This is a genomic window from Nocardiopsis sp. Huas11 (assembly GCF_003634495.1).
Taxonomy (GTDB): domain Bacteria; phylum Actinomycetota; class Actinomycetes; order Streptosporangiales; family Streptosporangiaceae; genus Nocardiopsis.
Genome location: NZ_RBKY01000001.1, coordinates 2,936,837 through 2,959,992, shown reverse-complemented (window position 1 = coordinate 2,959,992; position 23,156 = coordinate 2,936,837). Strand labels below are relative to the sequence as shown.

General features: G+C 67.7%; 27 protein-coding genes and 1 CRISPR repeat array. Of the genes, 14 read left to right on the top strand and 13 right to left on the bottom strand.

Annotation, left to right across the window (positions count from 1 at the left end; all coding sequences use genetic code 11):
• The first annotated feature begins 133 nt into the window (after nt 1–133).
• The 10 genes from DFP74_RS13325 (at nt 134) to DFP74_RS13280 (ending at nt 7,685) form a co-directional block, all read left to right on the top strand.
• On the top strand, nt 134–616 hold the full coding sequence (locus tag DFP74_RS13325; protein ID WP_121181995.1) for an SUMF1/EgtB/PvdO family nonheme iron enzyme: 483 nt from the start codon (nt 134–136) through the stop codon (nt 614–616).
• A complete protein-coding gene (locus DFP74_RS13320; RefSeq protein WP_121181994.1) occupies nt 607–1,041 on the top strand; it encodes a DUF6884 domain-containing protein in 435 nt (144 codons plus the stop codon). The genes DFP74_RS13325 and DFP74_RS13320 overlap by 10 nt, the downstream gene beginning before the upstream one ends.
• A complete protein-coding gene (locus tag DFP74_RS13315; protein ID WP_158613000.1) occupies nt 1,038–1,589 on the top strand; it encodes a phosphoribosyltransferase in 552 nt (183 codons plus the stop codon). The genes DFP74_RS13320 and DFP74_RS13315 overlap by 4 nt, the downstream gene beginning before the upstream one ends.
• Nucleotides 1,586–2,677, top strand: a complete 1,092-nt coding sequence (locus DFP74_RS13310) for a glycosyltransferase (protein WP_121181992.1) — start codon at nt 1,586–1,588, stop codon at nt 2,675–2,677. Before DFP74_RS13315 ends, DFP74_RS13310 begins: the two co-directional genes overlap by 4 nt.
• A 29-nt stretch (nt 2,678–2,706) precedes the next feature.
• Nucleotides 2,707–3,357, top strand: a complete 651-nt coding sequence (locus tag DFP74_RS13305) for a PIG-L deacetylase family protein (RefSeq protein WP_121181991.1) — start codon at nt 2,707–2,709, stop codon at nt 3,355–3,357.
• A gap of 2 nt (nt 3,358–3,359) precedes the next feature.
• Nucleotides 3,360–4,109 carry a WbqC family protein gene (locus tag DFP74_RS13300; RefSeq protein WP_121181990.1) on the top strand — a complete coding sequence of 250 codons (750 nt, stop codon included), beginning with the start codon at nt 3,360–3,362 and terminating at the stop codon, nt 4,107–4,109.
• Nucleotides 4,085–4,732: an RNA-directed DNA polymerase gene (locus DFP74_RS13295; protein WP_233570960.1), complete on the top strand. Its 648-nt coding sequence runs from the start codon at nt 4,085–4,087 to the stop codon at nt 4,730–4,732. The genes DFP74_RS13300 and DFP74_RS13295 overlap by 25 nt, the downstream gene beginning before the upstream one ends.
• Nucleotides 4,733–4,899: 167 nt before the next feature.
• Complete coding sequence (locus DFP74_RS13290) at nt 4,900–6,201, top strand: glycosyltransferase family 4 protein (RefSeq protein WP_158612999.1); 1,302 nt, start codon at nt 4,900–4,902, stop codon at nt 6,199–6,201.
• 75 nt (nt 6,202–6,276) lie between these two features.
• Nucleotides 6,277–7,119: a 5'-3' exonuclease H3TH domain-containing protein gene (locus DFP74_RS13285; RefSeq protein ID WP_199725631.1), complete on the top strand. Its 843-nt coding sequence runs from the start codon at nt 6,277–6,279 to the stop codon at nt 7,117–7,119.
• Between the two features lie 5 nt (nt 7,120–7,124).
• A complete protein-coding gene (locus DFP74_RS13280; protein ID WP_147453862.1) occupies nt 7,125–7,685 on the top strand; it encodes a hypothetical protein in 561 nt (186 codons plus the stop codon).
• A gap of 4 nt (nt 7,686–7,689) precedes the next feature.
• On the opposite strand, the gene DFP74_RS13275 is transcribed toward DFP74_RS13280, so the two are convergent.
• The 4 genes from DFP74_RS13275 to DFP74_RS35025 form a co-directional block, all read right to left on the bottom strand.
• Entirely contained in the window at nt 7,690–8,223 is a 534-nt protein-coding gene (locus DFP74_RS13275; RefSeq protein ID WP_121181986.1) for an NUDIX hydrolase, read from the bottom strand.
• The gene (locus DFP74_RS34330; protein ID WP_233570959.1) at nt 8,216–9,568 is read right to left on the bottom strand and encodes a helix-turn-helix domain-containing protein; all 1,353 of its coding nucleotides are present in this window, start codon (nt 9,566–9,568) and stop codon (nt 8,216–8,218) included. The genes DFP74_RS13275 and DFP74_RS34330 overlap by 8 nt, the downstream gene beginning before the upstream one ends.
• A 136-nt stretch (nt 9,569–9,704) precedes the next feature.
• Complete coding sequence (locus DFP74_RS13265; RefSeq protein WP_121188229.1) at nt 9,705–9,899, bottom strand: BldC family transcriptional regulator; 195 nt, start codon at nt 9,897–9,899, stop codon at nt 9,705–9,707.
• Nucleotides 9,900–9,910: 11 nt separating this feature from the next.
• Nucleotides 9,911–10,087, bottom strand: coding sequence for a WhiB family transcriptional regulator (locus tag DFP74_RS35025; RefSeq protein WP_305037052.1), 177 nt, complete (start codon nt 10,085–10,087; stop codon nt 9,911–9,913).
• A gap of 824 nt (nt 10,088–10,911) precedes the next feature.
• Between DFP74_RS35025 and DFP74_RS13245 the strand changes: the two genes are divergently transcribed.
• The 3 genes from DFP74_RS13245 to DFP74_RS35160 all read left to right on the top strand — a co-directional run bounded on the left by DFP74_RS13245 (nt 10,912) and on the right by DFP74_RS35160 (nt 12,365).
• On the top strand, nt 10,912–11,718 hold the full coding sequence (locus DFP74_RS13245; protein WP_121181983.1) for a helix-turn-helix transcriptional regulator: 807 nt from the start codon (nt 10,912–10,914) through the stop codon (nt 11,716–11,718).
• Nucleotides 11,715–11,900 carry a DUF397 domain-containing protein gene (locus DFP74_RS13240; RefSeq protein WP_121181982.1) on the top strand — a complete coding sequence of 62 codons (186 nt, stop codon included), beginning with the start codon at nt 11,715–11,717 and terminating at the stop codon, nt 11,898–11,900. The genes DFP74_RS13245 and DFP74_RS13240 overlap by 4 nt, the downstream gene beginning before the upstream one ends.
• A gap of 84 nt (nt 11,901–11,984) precedes the next feature.
• Nucleotides 11,985–12,365: a transposase gene (locus DFP74_RS35160; RefSeq protein ID WP_121181981.1), complete on the top strand. Its 381-nt coding sequence runs from the start codon at nt 11,985–11,987 to the stop codon at nt 12,363–12,365.
• Here the strand turns inward: DFP74_RS35160 and DFP74_RS13230 are convergent.
• Genes DFP74_RS13230 through DFP74_RS13210 form a run of 5 tightly spaced genes read right to left on the bottom strand, consistent with a single transcriptional unit; the run spans nt 12,341 to nt 16,068 of the window.
• Entirely contained in the window at nt 12,341–13,309 is a 969-nt protein-coding gene (locus DFP74_RS13230) for an S-4TM family putative pore-forming effector (RefSeq protein ID WP_121181980.1), read from the bottom strand. The genes DFP74_RS35160 and DFP74_RS13230 overlap by 25 nt on opposite strands.
• The gene (locus tag DFP74_RS13225) at nt 13,306–14,172 is read right to left on the bottom strand and encodes a CBASS oligonucleotide cyclase (protein ID WP_121181979.1); all 867 of its coding nucleotides are present in this window, start codon (nt 14,170–14,172) and stop codon (nt 13,306–13,308) included. The genes DFP74_RS13230 and DFP74_RS13225 overlap by 4 nt, the downstream gene beginning before the upstream one ends.
• Before the next feature lie 24 nt (nt 14,173–14,196).
• Nucleotides 14,197–14,700: a hypothetical protein gene (locus DFP74_RS13220; protein WP_121181978.1), complete on the bottom strand. Its 504-nt coding sequence runs from the start codon at nt 14,698–14,700 to the stop codon at nt 14,197–14,199.
• The gene (locus tag DFP74_RS13215; RefSeq protein WP_199725630.1) at nt 14,697–15,143 is read right to left on the bottom strand and encodes a hypothetical protein; all 447 of its coding nucleotides are present in this window, start codon (nt 15,141–15,143) and stop codon (nt 14,697–14,699) included. Before DFP74_RS13215 ends, DFP74_RS13220 begins: the two co-directional genes overlap by 4 nt.
• 19 nt (nt 15,144–15,162) lie before the next feature.
• Complete coding sequence (locus DFP74_RS13210; protein ID WP_121181976.1) at nt 15,163–16,068, bottom strand: AAA family ATPase; 906 nt, start codon at nt 16,066–16,068, stop codon at nt 15,163–15,165.
• A 245-nt stretch (nt 16,069–16,313) separates the two neighbouring features.
• On the opposite strand from DFP74_RS13210, the gene DFP74_RS13205 reads away from it, so the two are divergent.
• Nucleotides 16,314–17,429, top strand: a complete 1,116-nt coding sequence (locus tag DFP74_RS13205) for an ImmA/IrrE family metallo-endopeptidase (RefSeq protein ID WP_121181975.1) — start codon at nt 16,314–16,316, stop codon at nt 17,427–17,429.
• 76 nt (nt 17,430–17,505) lie between these two features.
• On the opposite strand, the gene DFP74_RS13200 is transcribed toward DFP74_RS13205, so the two are convergent.
• The 4 genes from DFP74_RS13200 to cmr1 form a co-directional block, all read right to left on the bottom strand.
• The gene (locus DFP74_RS13200) at nt 17,506–18,444 is read right to left on the bottom strand and encodes a Mur ligase family protein (RefSeq protein WP_233570958.1); all 939 of its coding nucleotides are present in this window, start codon (nt 18,442–18,444) and stop codon (nt 17,506–17,508) included.
• Nucleotides 18,445–18,934: 490 nt separating this feature from the next.
• The gene (gene cas2, locus DFP74_RS13195; protein ID WP_121181974.1) at nt 18,935–19,237 is read right to left on the bottom strand and encodes a CRISPR-associated endonuclease Cas2; all 303 of its coding nucleotides are present in this window, start codon (nt 19,235–19,237) and stop codon (nt 18,935–18,937) included.
• Nucleotides 19,238–19,243: 6 nt separating this feature from the next.
• Nucleotides 19,244–21,148: a CRISPR-associated endonuclease Cas1 gene (cas1, locus tag DFP74_RS13190; RefSeq protein ID WP_121181973.1), complete on the bottom strand. Its 1,905-nt coding sequence runs from the start codon at nt 21,146–21,148 to the stop codon at nt 19,244–19,246.
• 30 nt (nt 21,149–21,178) lie between these two features.
• Nucleotides 21,179–21,655: direct repeats of the CRISPR family, unit length 37 nt; unit sequence GTTTCCATGCCCTACGGGCTTTGACGTCCTGCGGAAC.
• Nucleotides 21,656–22,002: 347 nt separating this feature from the next.
• On the bottom strand, nt 22,003–23,151 hold the full coding sequence (gene cmr1, locus DFP74_RS13185; RefSeq protein WP_158612998.1) for a type III-B CRISPR module RAMP protein Cmr1: 1,149 nt from the start codon (nt 23,149–23,151) through the stop codon (nt 22,003–22,005).
• Between the last annotated feature and the right edge of the window lie 5 nt (nt 23,152–23,156).

Genomic DNA, 23,156 nt, shown 5'->3' with positions numbered 1-23,156 from the left:
ACACGTGTTGGGAAGTGGCCCTCAGCGGCGGGGAAGCGTTCCTGCTGCCCAGGTTGAGACGATCCTAGCGCGAACCGCGTGGGATGTCCGCTGGATTCGAGTTCCCGGAGGATGTACCGGATCCGGCGAGACCGTGGCGAACCTGTGGTGGGCGGCGACCCCTCTCCTGCACCCGTTGTGGAACGCTCGGGCCGGACTTCCGATCACCGGAATCTGCCAGGGCGAGGCCGAACGCCTGGCCCGCGAGGTCGGCGGACGCCTCCCGACCAGCACCGAGTGGGGGTGGATGGCCGGGGCCGGGCAGCGCCTCTATCCGTGGGGACAGGAAGAGCCGACGTCCGCGCACGCCAACCTGCGCGGACTCGGCCCGGGACGGCCGACGCCTCCGTGGAGCCGCGCCGCTGGAGCGACCCCCGACGGAGTCCTGGACGTCGCGGGCAACGTGTGGGAGTGGACCCGCACCTCCGTCCCCGGTGACGGAGCGGTGATCCGTGGCGGCTCCTACAACTCGCTCACCCTGTATGCCCAAGCCACCTACGAGACCGAGGCCCCCGTACACCTGCGGTCGGCGGGGATCGGTGTGCGCCCCGTGAAGGAGGAGACGACATGCTGGTGACCCCAGGACTGGTCATCGTCGGGTGTTCCCGTGAGAAGAAGTCCGCACCCGCGCCGGCCCTGAGCCTCTACGAGGGTTGGGGTGTACCGCCCCTGCGTGCACGGGTCGGCTCCTACCGGGAGTACCGGCAGCGGGTGATGATCCTGTCGGCCCGCCACGGGCTGCTGCGTGCCGAGGAGACGGTGGCCCCCTACGACCAGGCGATGACGCCTGAGCGTGCGCGCCAACTGCGGCCCGCCACCAAGAAGTTCATCGAGGACTACCGTTCCCGAACGGTGGTCGAGGAAGCACTGCTGCTGGTCGCCCCGGAGTATCTCGACGCCCTGCCCCTGGCCGACCTCGCCCCGGTGACCCACCTGGTCTGTGACCCCCTCACCCACTGGGAACAGGCCGACGCGCTGCTCTCCGGTTGGGGGTGGCCGTGACCGGCTCTCATGCGCACCGCCGCTTCAGTGACGACTGCCTGTGGACTCTGGACTACCCGACCGCGGTGGCTGCCGCCCGCCTGCTCGCCCAGTCCTCAGCGGCGGCCGACGCCGAGGTCGTGGTCGCGGTGGCGCGCGGTGGCCTGTGGCCCGCCGCCGTGATCGCGGCACGGCTGCGTCTGCCGATGGTCTCGGTCACCGCCAGCCACAACACCGGAGAAGGTGTGCGGCTGCACGCCACCCACGACGCCTCCGTCTCGTGCCCTGTCGATCTCATGCCCATCACCGGTGCTCACGCGCTGATCGTCGATGACATCTACGGCACCGGTGCCACGCTGCGCGCCGTCCGTGACGCGGTACCGCACCTGAACTCGGCCCCGGCCGTGGCACTGTGCCGCAACACCGGTGCGGACGGCGCTCCGCAAGCGTGGGTGTGGGACGTGGCCGACTGGGTGTGCTTCCCCTGGGAAGACCCGCCACCGGCCACCGCCACGACCCGACCGCTCTCCACTCCTGACACCCTCCACACTTCCCGGAGGCTCCCGTGAACATCGCTTTCGTCCTGCTCACCTACGGCGTGAACGAACCGGCGGGGATCGAGCGCAGCATCGGAGCCCTGGCCAGTGGCTGCCGTGCTCTGGGACACCGCTCCCTCATCCTCACCGCCGCTTCGGCCCGTGGACACCAGGAAGGGCTGGTCCGGTTGGCGTCGGTACGCCTGCCCCGACCCGCGACCGAGGATGACCTGCTCCACGCGCTGACCAACCCGACCGCAGTGTGCGCCGAGGTCGCCGCCGTCCTGGAGCGGGAGCGAGTGGACCTGGTGTGTTGGGCCGACGCCAGTTGGGGCCTGGGGTACCTGGCCCCGGCACCGCCCCGGGTACGAACCGTGTTGCGCGTGGGGGTGCTGCGCACGGACGAGTTCATGGACCGCGCGCTGGCCCAACGCCCCCGGGCGGCGTTCACCTGCTCGCCCTTCTTGACCGGGCAGGCCCGTGACGCCGGGCTGGACACCACCGGCTGGCACGACGTCCCAGACCCGCTCGCCTGCCCACCATCGCCGGTGCCCTCCCGTACACGGGAGTTTCTGCGGACGGAGGGACCGGTCCGGGTCGCCGCGCGCGCTGAACCCCACAAGGGCATCGCCGAGCTCATCGACGCCGTCCCCGCCTCCTTCGACCGGCCGGTGGAGATCGCCCTGGCACCCGCCGCCTTCGAGTACTGGCCCGGCATGCAGGCCCAGGTGATCGCGGACTGCCGGGAACGCGCCGCGCGCACCCGCCAGGTCCGCATCGTCCCACCGCTGCCTTGGGATGCGGTCCAGCCCTTCTTCGCTCAGGCGGCCATCAGCGTGAACTGCTCCACCTCACCGGAGACGTTCGGTCTGGCCGCGGCGGAGTCGTTGAACGTGGGTACGCCCGTGGCCCACTACGCCCTGGGGCACCTGCCCGCACTCATCGGCCCGGCCGGACCCTTCGTTCCCCTGCACTCCGGCCCCGCCCTCCTGTGGGAGGCGGTGGGCGCCTTCCTCGACGACCGCGAGCTCTACCACCGAGCCGCCCGACAGGCGGTAAAGCGTGTCGCCCACCTGACCCCGCACGAGAGCGCGCGCCGCTTCCTCTCCCTCACGTCCTGATCCCGCTCCAGCTGTAGAAGGGGTTCACCATGCCTGCATTCGGCCTGCCCATCGGCAGCCGCGCACTGATCATCGCCCCGCACCCCGACGACGAGACCCTCGGCGCCGGAGGCACCCTCGCCCGCCTGGCCCGGGAAGGGGTACAGGTGCACGTCCTGGTCCTCGGCGCTCCTTGCGTCGACGCCGACCTGCGCGCCAAGGAGTTCGACGCCGCCTGCCGCGTCCTGAGGGCGACGGATCACCTCATCGCCTCGAAAGTGCCGGCCGACCCCTACGACCTGGTGGGATTCATCGAGTCCGGCACCCGCATGGGACTGGACCGGCTGGCCCCCGAGCTTCTGCTGCTTCCCGCGGCGGGCAGCCACCACCACGACCACCGCAGGGGCCACGAGGCCGCGCTCGCCGCCGCACGGCCCCGGACCGGGGCGCCGGGCATCGTCCTGGGCTACCGGGGCCCGGACGACCACTGGCCCGAACCGGTCGATCCCGGGCGGATCAGCGTGGACACCACCCGAACCCGGTCCGTCAAATACGAGGCCCTGGACTGCTACGCCAGCCAGCTACGGCCCGACCCGCACCCGCGCAGTCTGCCCCGCATCCACGCCGTGGAGAGCACGGCGGGGGCGCGGGCCGGAGTGGATGCGGCCGAGCAGTTCTGCGTCTACCGGATGGTGGTGTGAGCATGTCCGGCCGTCCCGCCGTACTGGTCGCCCACCAACCCGCCTACCTGCCCTGGGGCGGGTACTTCTCCCGGCTGCTGGACGTGGACGAGCTGGTGCTCCTGGACCACGTGCAGTTCGTCGAACGAGGGCCCCAGCGCCGGAACGTGATCCGGGCACCGCGCGGAGGACCGCTGCGGTTGACGGTCCCGGTCCTGCGCGGTTTCGGCCAGCCGATCAACCGGGTGCGGATCGCCGAGGGGCCCTGGGCCGCACGCCACTGGAGATCGATCACCGACAGCTATCGGAGAGCCCCCTACTGGGAGCTGTACGCGGAGTCGTTGCACGAGATCTACCACCGGCCGTGGACCCGTCTCGCCGAGCTGAACACCGCGTTGATCCACCTGGTGCTGGAGGCGTTGGGGATGCGGGTCACCCTCACCTCCTCCAGCCGTCTCCGCCCCCGTGACACACGGACACAGATGCTGCTCGACCTCGCCCGGATGAAGGGCGCTACCCGGCTTCGTGTGGGCCCGAGCGGCCCGTCCTATCTGGACCGCGACCTGATCGCCCGCGCCGGAGTCGACGTGGAGGTGGCCACCTACACCCCGCCCATCTACCGGCAGGGGCGCGGGGATTTCACACCGGGCCTGGCGGCCCTGGGCACGCTCATGTGGACCGGACCCGCCGCGCGGGAACTGCTCGCGGACGCCTCGGTCGTGCGCCCATTGGAGGAGGTGGTGAACCCGTGCGGGTCGCGGCCCACAGCCTGATGCCGCTGCTCACCCAGGTGCGGTGGCTCAAACGAGCCGCACGGTCCTGCATGCGCCGCCCCGGAGCCCCCGGCCCGGACGGACTCACCTGGACCGATTACCGCGACGGGCTCGACGCGCGCCTGCGTCAGCTGGCCGAGCGCCTGGCCGACCACGCCTGGGCACCGGTCGCCCCTCGGCTGGTCTCCTGGCCCAGTTGGGGCAAGGAGCTGCGGATCTGTGTGCCCACCGTCGAGGACCGGATCGTGCACCGGGCGCTGCGCCAAGCCGCCGAACCCGTCCTGGACCGCGACGCCTACCCGCCGTGGCTGTTCGGGTGGCGGCCCCGCCGGGGACGGGTGGAGGCCGTCGCCGCCGCAGCCTCACACATCGAGGTTGGGCGGTGCTGGGTGGCCGACCTGGACGTGGCCAAGGTGACCGCCGGAGCCAAGACGGAGGAGATCGTCACCGCCCTGGCCGAGCACATCCACGACGGCCCCTTCCTGGCGACCATGCGCACCGCACTGGACGCGCTCCCCTCCCCGCTCTACCCGGGAAGCGGGCTCAGCCCCATGCTCACCAACGTGCGCCTGCTCGGAGTCGACCGGCACGAGGCCCTGCACGGCCTGGAGGTGGTGCGGTAGACCGACAACTACACCGCCTTCACCCGAACACGCACCGAAGCGGATACGGCCATGGACGCGCTGGTGTCAGCGCTCGGCGAGTACGGGATGCTCCCCCACCCGGAGAAGTCGAAGGTATGGCGCCCCAACCCCGAGGACCTGTTCCTGGCCGGATGAAGGACACCGAAGTGACCGAACGACGTGCCCTGCTGTACTGCACCTTCAACGGCGTCGCCAACTGCACCAACGGCATCGCCCGCCAAACGCAGACTCTGCTGTCGGCCTTCGAGCACCGACGCGAGGAACTCTTCACGAACGCGGGCCGCTTCGACCTGCACGTGGCTATCCCCGCCCCAGGCCCGTACATGTGGGGCTACGACCCCGCCCTCCTGGCACGCTCCCGCGCACGCCTGTCCACCTCGGGAGCGTTCCTGCACTTCCTCGACCCTGGCCCCGCTTCCGAGTTCTGGTCCCTGCCGGTGTGGGAACACCTCTCCCGGCAAGCCTCCGCCCTGGCGGTGCGGCTGGCCGGGGACTACGACCAGGTGCTGCTCATCGCGATGGACACCCCTTACGCCGGAACGGGAGGCCACCTGGCCTCCCTCCGCACCCCTGCTTCCGAAGGGGTACGGGTGCTGGTCGCGCTGTACGGCACCGCGCTGCTGCACCGCACCAACGAGCCCGGGCGGCTGGAATGGGAGAAAGCGGCCATCACCAGCACGGGCGACCCCCGGGTCCGGGTGGGCGACGTCGGGGACTTCTTCACCCGCCACCTGGTGGAGGACTACGGCCTGCCGCCCGAGCGGCTCGTGCCCTATACCTCCAGCCTCGATCTGAGCGCCGCCGACCTGCGCCCCCTGCCTCGCGACCATGCACACCAGATCCTGGACTCCTACGGCGTACCCCTTGACCGGCCGATCGTGGCGGCCTTCGGACGGACCGACCCCGTCAAGGGCATGGACCTGCTCATCAACGCACTCGGCCCCTTGGCCCACCGCGTGCACCTGGCAGCCGTCGTCGTCCCCTTCCACAACCGCGATCCTCTGTTGCAGCGCTATCGCGACCAGATCCGTGCCGCAGGACTGCGCGCCACTCTGGTACCGCGCTTCACCCGGGACCTGCCCCGGGCACTGTGCAGCGTGCCCATCACCCGGACCGTCGTGTGCCCCTCCCGCTCGGAGACACTCGCCAATGTCCCCTTCGAGGTCGCCTGCTGGGCACGCCAAGGCGGGCCCGTCGTCACTGCGCCCCGACTCGGGGGATTCATCGAGCAGATCCGCCATGGCACCACCGGGCGCCTGTACCCGCCGGACCGCACCTCGGCGCTGACCGACGCGGTCAGTGAGGCCCTCACGCTCCCCGCATCCCGTCTGGAGCGCATGCGGTCGGCCGCGCATGCCGAGGTCGCCGCGAACCGTGACATCGTCCCCAACCTCAGCGCCACGCTGCGCACTTTCTGGAGTGGGCGGGCGGACGGTGCGCTAACCTGACACTCCCGCCAGCGGGACCCGTTCGCCCCGGTCACAGGCTCTCCTCGTCCTGTCCACGCACCCACCGGGGTCGATATGCCACCCACACCCGTGCTCCTCGTAGACGGGCACCACCTGCTCTACCGCTGCTACTTCGGGTTCCCCGCGCGCATCACCTCACGCGACCGCACACGCGACCTGACCGGCGTTTTCGGCTTCCTCGCCCTGCTCCGCAAAGCCCACATGGCCCACGCCGCAGACCACCAGATCGTCGTGGTCTTCGACGGAGAACACGGCAGCGCCGCCCGTACCCAGGCCGATCCCGCCTACAAGGCCAACCGCGCCGAGGCCGACCACAGCCCCATCCAGTCGCTCCCGGACACCAAGAACGGTCTGGACCTGGTCGGGGTGCCCTGGATCGAGATCGACACCGCCGAGGGCGACGACGTGATCGCGACCCTGACCGCGGTCGCGTCCGAGGCCGACAGGCCCGTCCTGGTGATGTCCGGGGACAAGGACCTCCTCCAGTTGCTGGACCGCCCCCGAACGCGCGTGCTCAACACCGCAGCCAAGTCCGATCGCCAGATCACCACCCCGGCCGACGTCCTCGACCGGGGTGGTGTCCTTCCACGCCAGTGGCCCGACTTCCGGGCTCTGACTGGAGATCCCGCCGACAACATCACCGGGGTGCGCGGCGTCGGCCCCGCCACCGCTGCCCGGCTGCTGTCGGGCGGTATTGGCTTGGAGGAGGTGTTCTCCTCCGACCGGTTGAGCGGGGCCATCGGCCAGCGCGTCCTCAACTGCCGCCAGGACCTGCTCCGGTGGCGCGAACTCATCCGCCTCGACCACAAGGTGCCCCTCACACCGCCGACAGGCACCGAACCCACACCGGAACTCCCCCCGGCAGCCCGCGTCCTGGACGGGTTGCGGCTGTGGTGACGGCGATGCATGCACCGCTGTGCCTCGATGAACCGGTGGTGTTCGTCGATGCCGAGTTCACCACCCTGGACGAGCGCTACCGACGCCCGTGGGAGATCGCCGTCATCCGCTACGCGGACGGCCGCGTGACCGAGCACACCTGGATGATCCGCGACATCGACCTCACCGGAGCCGCTCCCGAGGCACTGGCAGTCGGCGGGTTCGGCCACCGCTACCTGACCGCCCCCGGGCCCGGGACCGAGGTCGTGTCCGAGGCAGAGGCCGCCCTGGCAGTGGCCGAGTTGACTCAAGGAGCAAGGTGGGTCGGCGTCGTCCCCGACGCCGACTCCAGCACGGTCACCGCGATGCTCCGCCGACACGGACTCACCCCTGGCTGGCACTACCAGCTCATCGACGCCGCGATCTACGCCGCCGGTTCCCTCGGCATGGTGCCACCGCCCAGCTCCTGGCAGGTCTCGGCCAAGTTCGGCATCCCCGCCGAAGACAGGACCCTGCACCATGCGCTGGAGGACGCCCGCTGGGCGAGGGACCTGTTCTTCGCCGCCCTGGACCACACCGGTCCGTGAACATTCAGGATCCCGTCACCGGCCGCCCTTCCTGGAGGTAGAGCGGCCCTCCACCCGCCAGCACCTCCAGGGCGGCCCGGGTGCGGCGCCAGACGTCACCGCGCAGGAGCTCTTCGGCCTGCTGGTAGGTGCACCACCGCACCTCCCGCAGTTCCTCGTCGGCCGGATACAGAGACGCCGCTTGGCTTGCCGGAAGAGTTCCGCCGTCGAAGACGAACATCAACAGGTCATCCCAGGGCCCGTGCGGGGCGACCCAGTCCACGCACAGCAGGGTCCCGAGGGAGAGGTCGAGCCGGAGCTCTTCGCGGAGCTCACGGACCGCCGCCAGGGCAGGGGGCTCGTTGGCCTCGGCCATTCCCCCAGGGATGTCCCAGTAGGGCTTGTAGGAAGGGTCCACGAGAAGCAGGCGTCCCGTTTCATCGTGGAGGATGACTTCGGAGGCCACCCGCTTGCGGGCCTGGCGGCGGTTGCCCTCGGCCAACTGCTTTCGCCACGCGGCGGGGTCCCGCAGGTACAGCGGTGATTCGCCCTCACCCATAGGCCCCCTCTTCCCGGTCATCACCCAACCAGTGGTACATCCCCCGGTGCTGGGTAAGGACACCCCTCAGTTCTGCCAGCACCGTACCGACCCCCTCCGCTCCTTCGTAAGGGGCCAGTGCGTTGGCCACCCCGCTGAGCTGCCCGCTGACCACCAGCGAACCGACCCCGGCCGCTGTACGGCCGACGCCCTGGGCGATAGCGCTCGCCCCGTCCACGTGGCCCTGGCCGATCAACGCGCGCGCCAACGTCAGCGATGCCAGCGCGCGAGCGCGCACCCTGTCCGCGCCGCGCAGCTCCATGACCAGATGGGCGTGCTCGACGGCCGCGGCGTAGTCGCCGACATCGCACATGCTCCGTGCGGCCTCGCTGGCGAGGGAACCGGAATCGAAAGGGCTGGTCCACTCCGAGCCCGGTGGGCCCTGTGCCGTCGACAGCAGGCGCTCGGCCTGCGCGAGCGCGCTCCGGCAGGCTGGACCGTCGCCGTTCACAGCATGGGCACGCGCACGCATGGTCAGGACCCTGCCGCGCAGTGCGGTGTCCTCGCTGCCGTCCAGGTGCTGCCAGGCCTGGTCTGCGGCTACGAGGGCAGCGGTGTTGTCCGCCCGGTGCAGGGCCAGGTGGGCTCGGCTCGCCCACACCTGGGCGGTGAGAGCAGCGGCTTCACCCGCGCTCGCCAGATTGAGGGCGCGGTGGAAGTGACGGGCGGCGACGGCGTCGCGTCCCGAGTCGTGGGCCATCCAGCCTGCCATCTCCGTCAGCCCGGCTGCCGCGACGAAAGAGGCGGGGGTGCTGGACTCGGCGACCAGCCCCGGCCCGATCCGGGTCGAGAGGTACTGCATGACGGCGGCGTAGAGATGGCCGCCTCCGACCTGTCGGTCGGCCATGCGGAAGGCGTGGACCGCTTCGGCCTCACTTCCCTGTGTTCCAAAGTGTCCGGCCTGCGCTGAAACTCCGGGGAAGCGTGGAGGGGGTATCAGCGAGGGGGCCGCCGGTGGGGTCGCGTTGTTCTCCTCACGCGCGGCCACGGTTCGGGGACTCTGCCGGGAGGCGGTGGTCTCCCAGGGCCGGGGAAGGAGGCCGAGGGTGTGCCCGGGGATCCGCAGGGCGTCACAGACCTGGAGGATCTTGTCGTGTGTGGTGATGGCGCCCTCACCGCGCGCCAGCGCCCCCACGCGTTCCGACTTGATGTCGCAGGCCTCGGCGATCTTACTGAAGCTGATCCCGCCCCACTTGCGCGCCAGCCGGAACACCTCCCCGAAGTCACGCCGGGCCAAGGCCTGCTGCACGTCCGCGCGCTCCAAGACGTGCGCCGGCAGAGCGGCCGGGTTCGGGAAGGCGTCCATCCGGTCTCCAGTCATCCGTGATCGTCTCGTTCATAGTGCGGGAGGAGCAGTTCGTCTATGCCCATCCCGGCCGGAAGTGCGCCGCCGCACCGGCTCGCGCCGTTCGCCCCGCCCCCGAGGGGCGAACGGCTGGTCTTCAATCCGTTGCCGGAGTGACGCTAGCGGTCCGCAGGGAGTAGACCTCGCTGGATGGATACCGGCGGTGCCCGCCCGGGGTGCGGAAGCTGGGGAGTTTGCCGTCCTGCGCCCAGCGGGTCACGGTCTTGGGATCCACCCGGAACAGGGCGGCCACCTCGGCAGGTGTCAGCGGCACCGGGATGCTGGTGGTCACGGGGTCGGGAGTCACGTTCGGCCTTCCTTTCCGGCCAGGGCCGGGGTTCGGCTGGTCAGGGCGCCGTGCCGGTCGTGCACGTCGGGGTGGTGGCGGCGCAGGGCCTGGCGTTCGGAGTGGGTCACCCCGCCCCACAGCCCGGTGGTCACGCCCAGGGTGAGGGCGTCGGCCAGGCAGGTCAGGCGCACCGGGCACGGGGTGTGAACAATGGTCGGTGTCGTCATGGCTGGGAAGGCCGAGGACAGGGGGTGTGGATGGTCCGGTTGATCGAGGTCCAGCCGCACCCTGCGACGGGGCAACGCCAGTAGGAAGCCGGGTGGGTGCGGGCGATCACCATCTGGGCGTGGCGAATCCGGTTGTCCAGCCCCTGCGGGGACGGGTCCGAGAGCGGTGCGAGATCGGCGTCTCCCTGATAGAACGCGAAGAACCGCCTCGCGCCCGGAGCCCACATCACGTACCACAACGGACAGTGCCGTGCGTGCAACCACTCGGCGTCCGCGTACTGCGCGCTGTCCACGCTCACGTTCCAGGCCACCGCGCTCACCGGACCGGTTCCGGAAACAGATGCGGGAAGTGGTCGATGTCGAACCAGGCACTCGCACAGCCGTCCTCGTAGCGCATGGTGCCCCAACGCGATGCCTCGATCGCCATCGGGCGAAGCCCGAGTCCGCCCTCACCGTCCAAGTCGGCCTCCACGGGGAGGAGATCGTCCGAGCCCCTCAGGCAGGTACGTACCAACGGTGGCGGGGGCGTAGGCGCACCACGTGTCCTTGTTCCTGATCCCTGAACGGGACGAACTTCCATACTCGACACCTCGTTAGTCGTTGTCGCCTCGGGGCAACCACCGCTCCAAGCGGCCACCACGAGACCGCTTGATCTACACCATGGCTGCACCAAGAACCGTTGACTAGGCCCTTCACCAGCTAGAGGTATTTAGTCGAAGTCGGGGGGATATGGAGTATCCCAGGTGCAGAATGGAGCATGTTGGAGTACATCCATGCGAGGAGAGATTGTGGACCGAGAGGGCAAGCCTGAGTGGGCGGTGTTCGGATCCGCGGTGCGCAGGCTCAGGAAGAAGAGCGAGCGCACCGGCACCTACGTGGCCGGGACCATCGGCTTGTCACCGACGATGTACTCGTCCATCGAGCGCGGGAAGCGCTTCTGTCTGGAGGGCCATGCCGCCAGGATCGACAAGGCGCTGGCGACCGGTGATCAGGTGATGCGGCTCTGGATCCAGATGATGAGCGATCAGCTACCGGACTGGTTCTACAAGGTGCCGGAACTGGAGCAGGCCGCTTCCGAGATCCGCGAATACCAGCCACTTGTGGCTCCAGGACTGGTCCAGACGAAGGCGTACGCGAAGGCCCTCTTCAAGCAGGAACGCCCCTGGGAGAGGGTCCAGGCCATGGCCCGGATGCTCGAGGCCCGCACCTCCCGATGGGAGCTGCTGGACAGCGACACGTGCCCGCTACTCTGGTTTGTGCTGAGCGATCGTGTCCTCCGCAGTCCTGTGGGTTCCGCGTCGTGCATGCGGGAACAGTTGGACCACCTGGTCGCGCTCATCGAGCAGGACAAGATCCACCTTCAGGTGCTTCCGGCCGAAGCTCCGGCCCCGGGAAAGGACGGCCCCTTCAGGATCTACGGGTTCCCTGACAAGCCCACCCTGGCGTCTGCGGAGTACATGACCGGCGAGATCATCATCGACACACGGGAGAAGCTGCGGCAGTGCGAAGTGGTGTTTGGCGCCCTGCAGGCAGCGGCCCTTCCGCCCGAGCAGTCGCTCGACCAGATCAAGAAGGCAAGGGACGAATTCCAATGACGAGCGAGCAGGCCGCCTGGCATAAGAGCAGCTACAGCGGGTCGAGCGGCTCCTGCGTCGAGGTGGCCGAAGGCGAGCAGGTTCTCGTCCGGGACACCCAGAACTACCCGCTTGGGCACATCGCGCTCACGACGGGTGCCTGGAGTACCTTCCTCCTAGGGCTCAAGTCCCACCACTCCTGAGCTTCCGACCTCGCAAGACATGCTGAGGACCTCTCACAGGGTTCTACTTCTGCACTGGCAGCGCGTTCACCGCAGGCGACCGCAGTGGGTTGGCGGGCCAAAGAACTCCTGCGCGACCTCCTCCGTCTGGCCTTCAAGCACACCCGCCAGCCCGGACCGCTCCGCGATCTCCGCGGCACGCCACCGCTTCAACTCCCACATCGCCGACTACTCCCATCTCCCCGAACTCCGTGCTCGCGCCGAGACATCAACAACTGGTGGGACGGTGTCGAGGCGTACGTCACAACCGGCAGCACCAACGCCGCGAGCGAGGGCAGCAACCACCTCATCAAGCTCGAAGCCCGCAACGCCTTCGGCTTCCGCAACCGCGCGAACCAACCGCTGCGCTACGACTCGGCAAAGCCGACGGAGGCAGCACCCCCACTAAATTCGAAGACCCACTACGTGGGTGGAGGTGTGTTTTGAGCGAGGCGGACGCGGTGTCCCTCTGCTGTGTCGCCGAAGTCGCGCTCGTCGGCATCGCGGAAGCGTTGGTAGAACCAGGTGGGTACTCGGGTGGTGTCCAAGCGGGTGCGGAGTGCGCCGTCCTGCACGTCCCGTGCGACGTTCCGCAGGCGCTGCCATTCGTCGTCGGGGACGGGGCCAGGGCGCCCGTTGCGCAGTTCGGTACCGACGACCTTGGAAAGTCGGTCGCGTTCGTCGGCTACCTTGCGTTGGCCGGACCAGATCTCGTAGGCGATCTGGTAGGCCGCCAAGGACGGGACGAAGAAGCTGAGGAGGGTATCGAGCATCGTGGCGTCAGTAATCACGAGACCGACGACGAGGCCGATGGTGGTCCACAGAATCACGATGGCGGCGATGAAGTGGCTGTAGCGGCGGCGGAGACGGGCGTCCCAGACAAGGTTCTGTTCCTGGGCGATGAACACGTCATAGGGGTGGTGGACGCCGTTGGTGGGGTCGTACCAGCCCTTGATGATGTTCTTTTCCTTCGCTCCGTCTCGGGGAAGCTTGCGCGCCAGACGGCGGACGTCGGGTTCGGGGATGGGGTCGCCTGCCACGGTGGCGCGCCACGGCAAGTAGAACAGGGCGGTGTCGAACATCTCCTGGAGCAGGGCGCCCTGGCGGGCGGTGTTCCCGGCAAAGCCCTTGAGCAGGAACGCGGAGACGACGAACCAGAAGAACCCGACGATCAAGACGATTGTCCGGCCGTCGCCGATCAGCGTGAACAGGACACCGGCGGCGGCGAGTGCGAGGGCTGCAGTGACGCGCCCGGCTTCGAGGAGCTGGCCTCGTTCGTGGCTTGCCGATGCGGCACGCTGCAGGAGCAGCATGTCGTCGTCGAGCTGCCGCTCGTGGATGGCCCGAGGCGGGATCCCGTGGACGCCCCCGGGGTTGGTGGAGAGGTTCATGGCTTGGTCATCCGGTTCCCGAACAGCTTCTTCCACTCGTCGTAAGCGGCGCGTTCCTGCTCCTCGTCCTCCAGGTCGACCGCCCGTTCTGCGATGGCACGGGCCTGGTCGAGCGCGTTGACCGCAGCGCGTTTCTGGGTCGTGTTCATGGCGGCGTTGACGTCACCGCCCAGGCCGGCGGGGTCGGGCCACTCCTCGCCGATGCGTTCGGCGGCGGTGGCCAGGAACAGCACGATCTCGTCCTGGTAACGCCCGATCGGGGGCTTCACGAGCGACTGGGCCATGACCTCCAGCAGGAAGGAGGGCTTCACGGGCTCGCCGAGTTCGCGGTTGATGCCCTTGACCATCTTGACGAAGGGTACGAACTTGCCGTCACAGTCGGCGTTCTTGGCGATGCTCAGCTCGTGGTGGTGCTTGGGGTTGGTCGCGATCCATGCGCCCGCTGAGGGATCGGGGATGTAGTAGCCGCCGCCGTCGCGCTTGAACGCGGGGACTACGTCAATCGACATGACCTCGTCGTCGGGACCGTAGGGGATGACGACGGCCATGCCGTCGCTTGTTGCGGCGCTCCACTTCTGACGGAGCAGAGTCTCCAGGGCGTTGATCACCTGGATGGGGGCCTGGTTGCGGAAGCTGGCCTGGGAGCCGCTGGCGTCGATGACCACGAAGATGTCGATGTCCTTGAGCTTCTTCGTCTTGGTGTCACGCCGGTAGCTACCAGTGAGGAAGTCATCGTCGAGATCCCAGTATGAGCGGACGAAGTCGCGGATGGCCTCGTGCCGTGCCTTCGCCACCTTCTGCTCGGACGGGGTGATCTCCAGGTTGTGTTTGAGGTTGGCGAAGGCGTCGTCGATGTATCCCATAGCGGTATTTCCCTACTCGTGGTGTCAGTTGCCGTAGTAGCGCATGCCGGTCGAAGCGTGCGGAGCGGAGCCAAGGGTGCCGAAGGTGATGCCGCGCAGGCCGTCGATGCTCGCCCGATGGCCGGGTCCCCAGCCTGGTTGCGGAGTGCGTGGCCCGTTGAAGGTGCAGAACAGCCGGTAGGTGGTACCTGCCGGCACTTGGTCGAGCTTGGCGCGGAACCGTGCGGCTCGGGCACGGGAGGCGGTGAACTCGGCATTGCCGTTGCCGGAGGTGGTGTAGGACACCGGGAACTCGATCACCGGTGCCACGGCGCCTGAGGGCTGGTGGCACTCGAGGACGACCGCGTCGAGGGAGCCCTCCTCGATCCACGCTTTGATCGCGCTCTCGTTCTGCGTCCAGTCGTGGTGCAGCCGGTCCATGTTGATGCCCAGGTCGGCGAGGATGTCGGTGATGGTGCCGAGGATGACGTCGGTCAGGTGCGTGGCGGTGTGGGTCCGCGTGTAGCTGTAGGTATAGGTCGAGGTCATCGCTGAGTCACCGCCCGTCGCAGAGCCTCACGGTCGATCAGCGGACCGGAGTTGGCAACCTTCGTCTCCGGAGCGGGCGGGACAGCGTCAGACAGCCGGGCGTGCTTGTCCGCAACTGCCTTCACCTGCTCTTGGAGCGGGGCTGGGGAGGGGAGGTAGATCATGAAGTTGTCGGCGCCCGCCGCGCCAGGAACGGGGTTGAGGTTCTCCTCCAGTGTCAGCGCCGCCGTGCCGGACACCGTCGTGATCTCGCAGTGCACTTTGCCGGCCACCAGGGTGATCGGGTGCTTGTGCAGGTGCCCTGCCGCGATCAGCATCCGCCCGACCGCCTCAGCGGCCGACATCGCCTGCACCGCCTCGTCGCGGGACAGCGCGGAGGACTGCGCCACGGTGTCTGCCAGGAGGTCCGAGATCACTGCCCAGGTTTCGCTGGCGCTGCGCACGGGAGAGGCCGCTACCTGCCTAGTACGCCGCACGGGACACCTCCGGCTGACCCGTCTCCGCGACGGCGCCGCGCACTGCGGCGGCCAGGTCGTCTTCGGTGAGGCTGCCGGGGTCCAGCACCGTGTCCAGTCGCTGGGCCAGGGCTTCGAAGACCACCTTGCGCGTACGGCGGCCATCCAGCCCGTGGGCCGCCTCGGCGATGCGGTCCATCGCCGAGGAACGCGCCAGCACACCCAAGGGCGGGTACTTGTCGGCCAGCGTCAGCAGCGTGGAGGCCAGGATCTGCCGCAACGCCTCCGGCTCGGGAAACGGTACGAGGATGGCGGCGTCAGAGCGGGAGAGGAACGCCTCGTCCAAGGCAGTGGTGAAGTTGCTGGTCGCGATGAAGAACAGATGCGGGTGCTCGGCGGCGTTGCGGTCCATGGCGGTGAGCACCGCGTCGGTGGCGCGGTGGACGTCGGCCGGGTTGGCGACCAATGACGCAGCCGATCGGGCGACCGCCATCGACTCGACCTCATCGAGGATCACCACGGTCGGCATACCGTCCGAGGCGAGACCGGGCACGTATTCGCCGAGCAGCTCGCTGACCCGCTGCTGAGACTGCCCGTGCTCGGCCCTCATCAGCCCGTGCGGGTCGATCTCGATCCGCCGGACCGCGCCTCCGGGGACGTAGCGGGCGATCTGCGCTGGCAGACCCCGTGCCAGGGTGGTCTTGCCGGTACCGGGAGGACCGTAGAGCGTGCACAGCCCGTGCAACGCCGTCACCGCGAACGGTAGGTCGGGCCGCACGAGCAGCGACAGCATGGTCTGGTTGCGCAGCCGCTCCTTGATCGTCTGGGGCACCACGATGGCGTCCCACAACGCGGTCTCCGCCGAGTCGGCGGTGATCACCTCGTCCGACAGCACACACTCCTGAACCTTCATACCTCAACTCCACTCCCCCGCCCATCGCAGGCAGACTCAGATTTGAACATCTTTTTCTCGATGCTGGGTAGGTTACACGACAGAACAGGCATCCACTACGACACACTTCACTCGGGCGTGTCCTGCTGGAAGCCGGACAATGTGACCGTCCGGTAACCAAGGTGTGCCTAAGATGCGAGCGGAGCAATCAAGATCGAGAATCGTCCGCTGATCGGTGGACCTCGACTGGCGCGGAGACGAGCGACGTGAACAACCCGCAACTGGACCCCGGAGACATCGCAGCCCTGTTCGATCGCGCCAGGCTGCGCATGGCGCGCGAGCTTCGTGGGCTCACCCAGGTGCAGCTGGCCCGGGAAGTCGGTTCCGTTGCCGCTGCCTCGATCAGCCAGTTCGAGAACGGACATACCAAGCCCGCCACATCAACGCTTCTCCGGCTCGCGGTCGCGTTGCGGGTGCCTCCGTCGTTTTTCGCCGCGCCAGTCCGTCCCCCTGCCAAGGATCAGGTCAACGGGTTCTTTCGCAGCCTTCGGTCCACCTCCCCCCGGGATCGCCAACAAGCGCTCGCCTATGTGCACCTCGCGCGAGAACTCGCGCTAGAGCTCGAAAAACACGTCGCGTTGCCCGATCTCAACCTGCCGCGCGTCCCAATCGAGGAAGATCATCCTCTTCAGCACGCCGATATCGAACAAGCAGCGGCCCAGGTTCGTGCCCACTGGAACGTCCCACACGGCCCAGTCCAAGATGTTGTACGACTGCTGGAAATGAATGGAATTATTGTCGTCCGCTTCCGTGTCAGCATCGAAAAGGTTGATGCATTCTGCGTCGACTTCCCCGACAGGCCCGTTGTTGCTCTCGGGGCCGACAAGGGCCTTCGTGATCGCTCTCGCTTCGATGGGGCGCACGAACTAGGCCACCTGGTCTTGCATGGCGTCACTGGAAAAATTGGCGACAAGGTCACTGAAAACCAAGCTCACGCGTTCGCCGCCGCGTTCCTCATGCCAGCCGACGACATCAAATCCGAGCTTCCGGAACGGCTCGATTGGCCTGCCTTCCTCCGGTTGAAGGCGAAATGGCACGTCTCGCTAGCCGCTCTCCTGGTCAGGGCAAAAACGCTCGGCGTCATGAGTGAGCACACCTACGCGCAGGGATGGAAAGCCTTGTCCGTCCGAGGATGGAGGAAAGTAGAGCCAGGCCCCTTGGGGAATCCAGAGGCTCCTGTACTCCTGCAACGCGCACTAGAACTCATGGAAACAACCGGCGTCTCCTTCGACGATTTCATCAATCGTTCCGGACTTCCGGAAGCCGACGTTCGAACCCTACTCAGCCGGGATATCAGCGAACGGCCCCGTGTGGAGTTCTGATGCGATGAAGGGGCGGGTCCTCCACTCCACGTGACGCTCCCCCCGAGCACATACTCGGAGGTGTCGTCACAAGCCCTCACGGGCAGGGAGGCCCCTGAGGACCGCAGGGTATGACGGTCAGCAGATCGTGGGAATGGACCTGCACCGGCGGCGGAGCGTGCTGGTGCGGATGACACCCGAGGGCGAGCGGCTGGGCAAGGCACGTATCACCAACGCCCCGGCCGCGCCGCGAGCGGAGATCGCCAAGGCAGGCCAGCGCCCCAAGGTCGTGGTGAAGGGGCCACCTCACTCCGTCCGGGCGGGTGGTCACCTGCAGCCGGCCGCCGGTCACAGCGTCCGCTTCGCTCAGCGCCTGCGCGGTCTCGGCGGTCTTCATAACGACCGCGAATCCCACGGCTGCCGCCGCGAGCGCGTTGGACACCTGGGGCCGGCCGACCACCCGCAGGTGTACGGGGGCGTTCCCCTCCGGTGTGTGCAGGATGAACAAAGCCCGCCCCAACGTATCCAGGGTGACGTCCGTGGCGTAGACGTCGGCATCCTCGGACAGCCCGAACGCGACCACGCGGACGCTGGTGCGCGTGGCCATGGCGAAGACTCGATGGTCGTCGGCGTTCAGCACCGCCACACCACCCTCGGCCTCGGTCGGAAGCACCTCGACGAGTTCGCCCTTGGCGCGGGCCGTCATGTCGGGGCCGCCGAACTCTCCGGCGTGCGCGGTGTCGACGTTGAGGACCACGCCGACCTGCGGCGGGGTGATCCGGGTGAGGTAGGTGATGTGTCCCTGCCCGCGCGCACCCATCTCGACCACCAGGTGCCGGGTGTCGGTGGTGGTCTCCAACCCGGCGAGCCGGAGCCCGATCTCGTTGTTGAACGACCCCACGGTGGCCACAGTCGGCCCCACCTGCTCGACCACCTGGGCGATCAGGTCCTTCGTGGAGGTCTTCCCCGACGGCCCGGTCACACTGATCACGGTCGGCGCGTGCTCGGCGGGCACGACGCGCGCGAAGTCTCCCAACGCGGTCAGGGGATCGCCTACGATCACCGCAGGCGCCCCCACGGGTCAAGCCGCGAGGACGGCCACCGCACCGGCATCGATCGCGGACCGGGCGAACAGGTGTGGTTATGATCGTTCCCTCGTCCAGCCTTGAGTTTCAATGCCCTGCGGGCTTTGCACTGCAGTGGAACGGTATTCTTGGCTGGGAGCGTGAGCTTATGGGCGTTTCCATTTGTACTGCAGTGGAGCGGGCAGGAAAAACTACAGCATGTGCCGAGCACACATGTTTCCATGCCCTACGGGCTTTGTACTGCAGTGGAACCCTTCCCGATTTTCATGGCCCCTGGCCTGCGGTGATGCACCCCTCCTGCACGCAACCCGCCTCCCACTGCCCTGGAGGCGTATGACCCAGGTAACATTTCACCTCGACAAGCCCGTGAACAGCGGAAATGATCTGCACACAAACCCGGGTCTTTGCACCCGAACCGGGTCCGGTGTAAGCGCCACCTGGTCATACGATCCAGAAGTCCTCCCGCTCTTCCAGTCTACGATTACCTAACACCATCACCTTGTCCAGATCCGGTATTCGCAGCGGGTACACCCGCACCTGGTCCTCATCCGGCTCGATCGCCTCCGCCAACGCCTTGCGCAACTCCTCGAAGGCGCGCGGAGAGGCCACCGCCGCCTCGAAGACGCTGTACTGCACCCGGGCTCCATACCCTGCCAGCAGCTCCGACACCGCCTGGCGGCGGTCGTCGTCGGCCACGTCGTAGCACACCAGGTAGAACCGGCGCCGCTGCGGATGCTCACCCATGACGGATCACCGCCAGACCAACGGTGCGTAGGAATCCTCACGCCCCACGAGCGCCCCGGCCAGCAACCGGGCCTGCGCGGTCAGCGCCACCCGGTAGGACACCCGGCGCCCCAGACCCGGATGGCGCGCCACAGTGAGCATCCGCTTCTCATAAGCGGCCAGGAACACCTTCAACGTCTCCGGCGCCATCCGGCACCCCCGGTCCTCCTGCGCCGGGTGGTCGAACCCCTCCGGAGCCACCTTGGCGCCCAGCACCAGACCGGTCACGACGGTGTCCACCACCACGGGGCGGAACTCCTCCATCAGGTCCAAAGCGAGGCTGGCCCGCCCCTGGGCCAGCGAGTGCAGATACCCGCCCTCCGGGTCGAGCCCGGCAATGTGGCAGGCCACCACCGCGTCGTTGAGCAGCAGCGTGTACCCGAAGGAGAGCATCGCGTTGACCGGATCCGGAGGCGGTCGCCGCCTGCGGTGGGTGAAGCCCCACACCGGGTCGAACATCCTCCCCCAACACGCGAAGTAGTCACGGCTGGCAGCACCCTCGTGCCCCATCAGCGCCGCGAGCCCGCCCGCCTCCAGCGCCCCTGCACGCGCCTGGGCCAGCCGGTCCGCCACCACGGCCACGTCCTGCGCAGACTCTTCAGGAGCGTTGACTGAACGGGAGGCCCGCAGCAGGGCGGTGCGCAGGTTGGTGAGCTTGCCCGCCACGAACGCACGGGCGAAGTGCAGAGCCCGGGCCCCGTCCAGTGCGGCCTCGTACTGGGCGGCGCGCACGTGTACGTCCCCGCCCATCGCCCGGGACAGGCGCCCCTGGAAGCGTCCGATGTCGTCCAGCAGCACCAGCTCCACTCCCTGGCGCAGGGCCCGGTGCAGGAACGGGGTGCTGAACCCGACCCGGCCGACCCCTACGATCTGGCGCACCCGTTTGAGGTTGACCGACAGCAGCTTCTTCTCGCCGTGCTCGATGCGCACCCGGTCGTCGCGGCTGCGAACCAGTGCCCCAGGAGTGGTGACGTAGACGGTGGCTTCCAACGGGCTGGCCCGGTCCTCAGCCGCTACGGAGTCGCGGGAACCCACCGTGCGCCCCAGGAACTCCACGCCCTCATCGAAGGACACGATCCGGGACTTGGACTCATTCAGCTCCAGCCCCCACTCGGCCAAGACCTCACCCGCCTCGCTCAAAGCGCCTTCAGCCTCAGTCTGCGAATCGGCGGGAATGGCGAAGTCGTCGGCATAACGCAGCACCTGGTACCCGCGGCCGAGCATGGCCTTGTCGAAGGCGTCCAGGTACAGGTTGGTCAGCGCCGGGGACAGCGCGCTGCCCTGGTGCAGGCCCCGCCCCTGTTTGCGGCCCGCCCTGACCCGGTGGGCCGCACGGCCGGTGGCGTCACGGGAGATCAGGTGCTGCACGAGGAGGCACAGCTCGGCGTCGGGAAGTATCTCCTTGACCCGGGTCATGACCGGCCAGCGGGGGATGCGCTCGAAGCAGTCGGAGATGTCGGAGCGCACCACCCACCGGGCTCCCGCGTCACGGGCTTGGGCCAGGGCGCGTATCGCGTCGGCCACGCCCAGCCCGGACCGGTAGGCGAAGCTCCACGGGGACAGGACCGGGTCCAGATAGGGGTCCATGACCTCCAGCACGGCGCGTTCGACGATGCGGTCCCGCACCGTGGGGATCGCGAGGAGCCGTGTCCCGCCCGAGGACTTGGGTACCTCGATGGCCACCACCGGCCCGGGTTCGTACTCACCGGCCGAGAGCTGTTCGCTCAGCTCCACCAGGTTACGCAGAGCGCCCCGCTCGAAGTCTTGGACCTGGTCTGATTTGACACCGTCCTCCAAATCGTTGTCGCGAACCTCATTCCACGCCGAGAAGAGCCGTTCGCTGTCCGCGACCTGGCGAAGAAGATCTCCCATTATGCCCACTTCCCGGCAGGCTTACAGAAGGCCTGCATACCCTTCGGGCTTTGACGTCCCGCGGAACACGATGCTGTCCATCCTCTACGGAGGAGGACTCGTGTGTTTCCATGCCCTACGGGCTTTGGCGCCCTGCGGAACTTGAGCAACCTTGAACGATAAATTCTTGGCCAAGTCGTTTCCATGCCCTACGGGCTTTGACGTCCTGCGGAATTTGCACCTCGACCCGAGCCAAAAGCTCTCGTCTGAGGAGGTTTCCATGCCCTACGGGCTTTGACGTCCTGCGGAACGGATGATCAGCCCGATGTTCACGAACGCCCTTGAGTTTCCATGCCCTACGGGCTTTGACGTCCTGCGGAACAGATCAGGGCGGCCGAAGCGGACTTCAACCGGAGTCCCGTTTCCATGCCCTACGGGCTTTGACGTCCTGCGGAACGGCAGCACTCTGTGCGAATCCCCTTCAAGGGGGGGTTTCCATGCCCTACGGGCTTTGACGTCCTGCGGAACCCTTCCCATTTTTCAGGGCCTCTGAACTGCGGAGACACACCCCTTCTGCACGCGACGGCCCTCCAACCCACCTCAACCCATGTGACCCAGACAACAAAACGCAGATCCAACGCTATGACCAGCGCAAATGCCTTGCACGCGCCCCGCACTCTCAAACCCGAACGAGGTTCGGTGTACACGGCCACCGATTCAGTCAGGAGCCGTGCCCTCATTCTTACCCACCAACGTCCACAACCACCACCTCCCTGCCGCAAGTGGCCACACATCCTCCTCCCCCGACACACCTCCACCGGTGTCGCGAGCGTTGAGACCGGAACCTGCGCAACGAGGGGCATCTCTCGTGCACCTCACAGGGACTTGAGACTCGAGTTGATCCACCTCCCGGTTCGCTCACGCACATGGGTGTCGGTCACGTCCAGTTGGCGGTTTCGATCCGCGGCGTTTCGCAGCCATACCCGATGGTTTCTGTCCGTGGGGAGAAACTTGTTATGGAACGCGAACGAGAACACTCGCCACTCCTCTAGGGCAGGGTCACAGACGAACCGCAGCCACAGCGGCGAGGCCCTGCGTAGGGTCTCTTTGGCTCCGGAACTGCTGTCTCCTTGACTGGGGCTCCATTCCGGCTGGACAACTTCCCCTTTGTAGTAGTTCACCGGGAGCCCGAGCGCGCCCACTGGGTAAGGCTTCCTGTACGTGTGAAGGATCACTCCCTTGTACTCGCCGGTGGAACGGAACTGTTTGAATACTTCGCCGGTGCGGGCTGCGGCTTTGGCCCAGCCGGAGAAACTCCGGGAGGACAGCCCGGCCAGGGTGTACTTCTCCCCCAGTACCGGGTATTCGGGCCTGTCGTCGTCGGAGCACGGTTTTGGGACCAGTGCTTGCAGGTGCGGAGCACAGAGATCACGCAACCGGGCCGGTTCCAGGCCTTTGAGAGAGCGGTAGTGGTCCAGCCCCGGAGGGGACAGGTCAGCAGCCGTCCACGGCTCGGGCAGCCCTCCATCACGATGTTTCAGGTGCAGGCCGCCGAAGCCTCGGCGGGTGCGGGCTCCCACACCCCCGTAGGCGCACATGAGCCACAGCGAGGCCAGAAAGAGTGCGTTGGCGTGCTCGTCGTCGCTGAAGGCGACCTTCAACCCGATGCTCTGCCCGGAGTCGATGTAGCGGCGGGCGACAGTAGTTCCGGAGGTCAGGCCCTGCCCGGCGAGATAGCACAACGCGGCCCTCTCGCTCCCGTTCAGAGACTCGCCCCAGCGCCCGGTACCGGATTCGGGCTGGTCGTGGATACGCATCCGTATCGGGGAGAGCCGCTCGGTGGAGCCGAACACGTGTTCTTCGGCCTTGAACAGCAACTCGGAATTGTTGCCCACGCGCTGGCCGATGAGGGCACGGAACCAGAACCGCAGGGCACCTCGCAGCGAGGACACCCTCACACTGCCATCAGTGTGGTCGTTGAACAGCGGTGTGGTCACGGTGAGGGTGAAGTCGGTCCAAGGCATCGGGG

Excerpts from the sequence above, each read along its gene's own strand:
- DFP74_RS13320 (WP_121181994.1), top strand. The coding sequence starts at position 607 with ATGCTGGTGACCCCAGGACTGGTCATCGTCGGGTGTTCCCGTGAGAAG.
- DFP74_RS13275 (WP_121181986.1), bottom strand. The coding sequence starts at position 8,223 with ATGGGTGAGGGCGAATCACCGCTGTACCTGCGGGACCCCGCCGCGTGG.
- DFP74_RS13225 (WP_121181979.1), bottom strand. The coding sequence starts at position 14,172 with ATGGGATACATCGACGACGCCTTCGCCAACCTCAAACACAACCTGGAG.
- DFP74_RS34330 (WP_233570959.1), bottom strand. The coding sequence starts at position 9,568 with ATGGACGCCTTCCCGAACCCGGCCGCTCTGCCGGCGCACGTCTTGGAG.
- DFP74_RS13210 (WP_121181976.1), bottom strand. The coding sequence starts at position 16,068 with ATGAAGGTTCAGGAGTGTGTGCTGTCGGACGAGGTGATCACCGCCGAC.
- DFP74_RS13280 (WP_147453862.1), top strand. The coding sequence starts at position 7,125 with ATGCATGCACCGCTGTGCCTCGATGAACCGGTGGTGTTCGTCGATGCC.
- DFP74_RS13230 (WP_121181980.1), bottom strand. The coding sequence starts at position 13,309 with ATGAACCTCTCCACCAACCCCGGGGGCGTCCACGGGATCCCGCCTCGG.
- DFP74_RS13285 (WP_199725631.1), top strand. The coding sequence starts at position 6,277 with ATGCCACCCACACCCGTGCTCCTCGTAGACGGGCACCACCTGCTCTAC.
- DFP74_RS13240 (WP_121181982.1), top strand. The coding sequence starts at position 11,715 with ATGACGAGCGAGCAGGCCGCCTGGCATAAGAGCAGCTACAGCGGGTCG.
- cas2 (WP_121181974.1), bottom strand. The coding sequence starts at position 19,237 with ATGGGTGAGCATCCGCAGCGGCGCCGGTTCTACCTGGTGTGCTACGAC.
- DFP74_RS13300 (WP_121181990.1), top strand. The coding sequence starts at position 3,360 with ATGTCCGGCCGTCCCGCCGTACTGGTCGCCCACCAACCCGCCTACCTG.
- DFP74_RS13305 (WP_121181991.1), top strand. The coding sequence starts at position 2,707 with ATGCCTGCATTCGGCCTGCCCATCGGCAGCCGCGCACTGATCATCGCC.
- cas1 (WP_121181973.1), bottom strand. The coding sequence starts at position 21,148 with ATGGGAGATCTTCTTCGCCAGGTCGCGGACAGCGAACGGCTCTTCTCG.
- DFP74_RS13220 (WP_121181978.1), bottom strand. The coding sequence starts at position 14,700 with ATGACCTCGACCTATACCTACAGCTACACGCGGACCCACACCGCCACG.
- cmr1 (WP_158612998.1), bottom strand. The coding sequence starts at position 23,151 with ATGCCTTGGACCGACTTCACCCTCACCGTGACCACACCGCTGTTCAAC.